The sequence below is a fragment of the Streptomyces durbertensis genome (assembly GCF_014156695.1).
Taxonomy (GTDB): Bacteria; Actinomycetota; Actinomycetes; order Streptomycetales; family Streptomycetaceae; genus Streptomyces; species Streptomyces durbertensis.
This window is the reverse complement of the sequence record NZ_WMLF01000576.1, coordinates 1-2,816: the sequence shown is the minus strand read 5'-3', so window position 1 is coordinate 2,816 and position 2,816 is coordinate 1. Positions and strand designations below refer to the sequence as shown.

Below are 2,816 nucleotides of genomic sequence, written 5' to 3'. Positions count from 1 at the left end.
TCCCCACACCCCGACACCCCCACCGTCACCGGCCCATGGGAGGCGTCGGGGTCGAGGACAGTCCGCGCGCACGCGTCCCCCGTCAGCCCAGCTCCTCCGCCAGCAGCTCCGCCGTCCGGCGCACCAGGGTGTTGTCCGGCGCGGCCTCCGGCTCGAACTTGGTCGTCAGCACGACCAGCACCAGCGGCGCGCGTCCCGGCGGCCAGGCGATGCCCGCGTCGTTGTTCGTTCCGTAGCTGCCGGCGCCGGTCTTGTCACCGAGTACCCAGTCGGCGGGCAGACCCGCGCGGAAGCGCTCCGTGTTGGTGGTGTTGGCGACCAGCCAGTCGGTCAGCCGGCGGCGGTCGGCGGACTCCAGCGCGTCACCGAGCACCAGCCGCGCGTAGCTGCGACCCACCGCCCGCGGGCTCGAGGTGTCGGTCACCCGCCACGGCTCGGCGGAGTTCAACTCCGGCTCCCAGCGGTCGAGTCGGGTCACGTCGTCCCCGAGCGAACGGCAGAAGCGGGTGATCGAGCGCGGCCCGCCCAGCTCCCTCAGCAGCAGGTTCGCCGCCGCGTTGTCGCTCTCGGAGACGGCTGCCCCGCACAGCTCCTCGACGGTCATCCCCCGGGCGATGTTCTCCGGCCTCCCGGTGACGGGCGCGTACCCGGAGTCCTCGGTCTCCTGCTCGCTGTAGCGGATGCGCTCGGCAAGGAAGTCGCCGTCGCGGTCGAGGTCGCGCAGTACGGCGGCGGCGGCGAAGGTCTTGAACACCGAGCACATCGGGAAGCGCTCGTCCGCGCGGTGCAGCACCCTCCGCCGGGTGCCGGTGTCGTACGCGAACACCCCGATCCTCGCGTCGTGCTCCCGCTCCAACGCCCGCAGCCGCCGCGACACCCCGGCCGCCCCGCGCGCCACCGCCTCACCATCCGACCGCGCCCGCGCCGGCGCCCCGGCCGCGTGGGCGGCTCCGCTTCCACCCGCGAGGGCGGCGAGCGCGCCCAGCCCGGCTCCCCCACCGAAGATCAACATGGCCCGACGAGACGGATGTGCTCCTGCGGTCTCCAAGATCACGTACTCCTCTGCTCCGATGCCGTACGAAGAAGGAGACAACCCGCACCACCCCACCGGTTCCTTCCACACCTCCCCCCTCACTCGTTCAGCCTCGCCCCTCCGCCACGGCATGCCGTTCACTCCTCCAGGTGTTGGCGCGCACGAAGCGCACGCACCTTGTTGCGATTGCCGCAGCGACCCATCGAGCACCAGCGGCGGCGGCCGGGCCGCGAGGTGTCCACGAAGACCAGCCGGCAGTCGTGCGCACCGCACTCCCGTATCCGACCGGCGTGCGGCCCGCCCAGCAGCGCCACCGCGTCCCGCGCGACGGTCGACAGCAGCTGCTCACCCGTGGCCGGCCCGAGCGCCCAGCCGACACCACCCGCGTACAGCGCCGGCACGAGCGGCGGCCTGGCGGCCGCGGCGTTGAGCACCCCAAGATCCTCGACGGACTCCTCACCAGCCCCCGTCCGCGCCCACACCAGCCGCCACAGCGCGTCCCGCACCCGTCGCGTCCCGGCCAGCTCCTCACCGCTCACGCGCAGTTCCGGCGTCGGCCGCAGCCGCGAGTGGACGACCCACTCCAGCAGCCCGGCCGGCTCGTGCAACAACTCGTACCGCGCGATCTCCCCCGGTCCGCCCGTGAGGAGCAGCTCCAGACACAGGGCGCCCGGGTCAAACCGATAACGCACCCCTTCCGGTGAGGTGAGCACGAGTCCCGTTGCCGAATCCGCCATGTAACCACTATAAGTAGTTACATCCGATCGGCGAAAGGTCCCGCCCATGCCCCTGCACTGGAAACTCGTCATCGACTGCGCCGACCCCCACCGACAGGCCGACTTCTGGGCCGCCGCCCTCGGCTACGACGTCGAGGACAACAGCGCCCTCATCACGGCCCTCCTGGAGTCCGGCTACGTGGACACCTCGCTCGTCACCGAACACCACGGCCACCGCGCCTGGCGCGACGCCGCCGCCGTCCGCCACCCCGACGACCCGGTCGACCCCGCCTCCGGCACCGGCCTCGGCCGCCGCCTCCTCTTCAACCGCGTCCCCGAACCAAAACCCGACACCAAGAACCGCCTCCACATCGACCTCCACACCGAGGCCGACGACCGCCCCACCACCGTCGACCGCCTCACCAACCTCGGCGCCACCGTCGTACGCCACGTCGACGAGCCCGCCGGCTCGTGGAGCGTCCTCAAGGACCCCGAGGGCAACGAGTTCTGCGTCCACTGACCGGCGCCCACCGACTACCGTTCGGCGGGTGCCCCCGTATCCCCTCCTCTTCCTCGACGTCGACGGAACACTGCTGCCCCACAACGGCGTACGACTCCCCCGGACCCTCGACGAGTGGGCGCTCTGGCAGACCCCCGCGAACCCCCACCTCGCAGCCCTCTCTCCCACCCACGGCCGCCACCTACTGACGCTGCCCTGCACCCTCGTCTGGGCGACGGCCTGGATGCACGACGCGAACACGGTGACAGCCCCACGGATGGGTCTCCCCGGCCTGCCCGTAGCCGCGCTACCGGAAGCCCCCCTCCACGACGAACCCGACGCCCTCCACTGGAAAACCCGGACCCTCGTCGAGACCGCCGCCGGCCGCCCCTTCGTCTGGGTGGACGACGAGATCACCGACCTCGACCACAGTTGGGTGACCACTCACCACCCGGGCCCCGCGCTCCTCCACCGCGTCGACCCCCGAACCGGACTGACCACCTCAGACCTCACCCGCGTCGACGCCTGGCTCCACCAGCACACACCCACCCCGCAGCGACCCCTTCAC

At 72.1% G+C, this 2,816-nt stretch carries 4 protein-coding genes; 2 read left to right on the top strand and 2 right to left on the bottom strand.

Annotated elements, in window-relative coordinates; translation table 11 throughout:
- Window positions 1–82: 82 nt before the first annotated feature.
- Complete coding sequence (gene bla / locus GL263_RS24600) at window positions 83–1,012, bottom strand: class A beta-lactamase (RefSeq protein WP_182857943.1); 930 nt, start codon at window positions 1,010–1,012, stop codon at window positions 83–85.
- A 158-nt stretch (window positions 1,013–1,170) separates the two neighbouring features.
- Complete coding sequence (locus GL263_RS24595) at window positions 1,171–1,770, bottom strand: CGNR zinc finger domain-containing protein (protein ID WP_182857942.1); 600 nt, start codon at window positions 1,768–1,770, stop codon at window positions 1,171–1,173.
- A gap of 46 nt (window positions 1,771–1,816) precedes the next feature.
- Between GL263_RS24595 and GL263_RS24590 the strand changes: the two genes are divergently transcribed.
- Together GL263_RS24590 and GL263_RS24585 are read left to right on the top strand one after the other, a co-directional pair.
- Entirely contained in the window at window positions 1,817–2,269 is a 453-nt protein-coding gene (locus GL263_RS24590; RefSeq protein ID WP_182857941.1) for a VOC family protein, read from the top strand.
- A gap of 28 nt (window positions 2,270–2,297) precedes the next feature.
- On the top strand, window positions 2,298–2,816 hold a 519-nt coding region (locus GL263_RS24585; RefSeq protein ID WP_182857940.1), incomplete at its 3' end, for an HAD domain-containing protein.

Excerpts from the sequence above, each read along its gene's own strand:
- GL263_RS24595 (WP_182857942.1), bottom strand. The coding sequence starts at position 1,770 with ATGGCGGATTCGGCAACGGGACTCGTGCTCACCTCACCGGAAGGGGTG.
- bla (WP_182857943.1), bottom strand. The coding sequence starts at position 1,012 with ATGTTGATCTTCGGTGGGGGAGCCGGGCTGGGCGCGCTCGCCGCCCTC.
- GL263_RS24590 (WP_182857941.1), top strand. The coding sequence starts at position 1,817 with ATGCCCCTGCACTGGAAACTCGTCATCGACTGCGCCGACCCCCACCGA.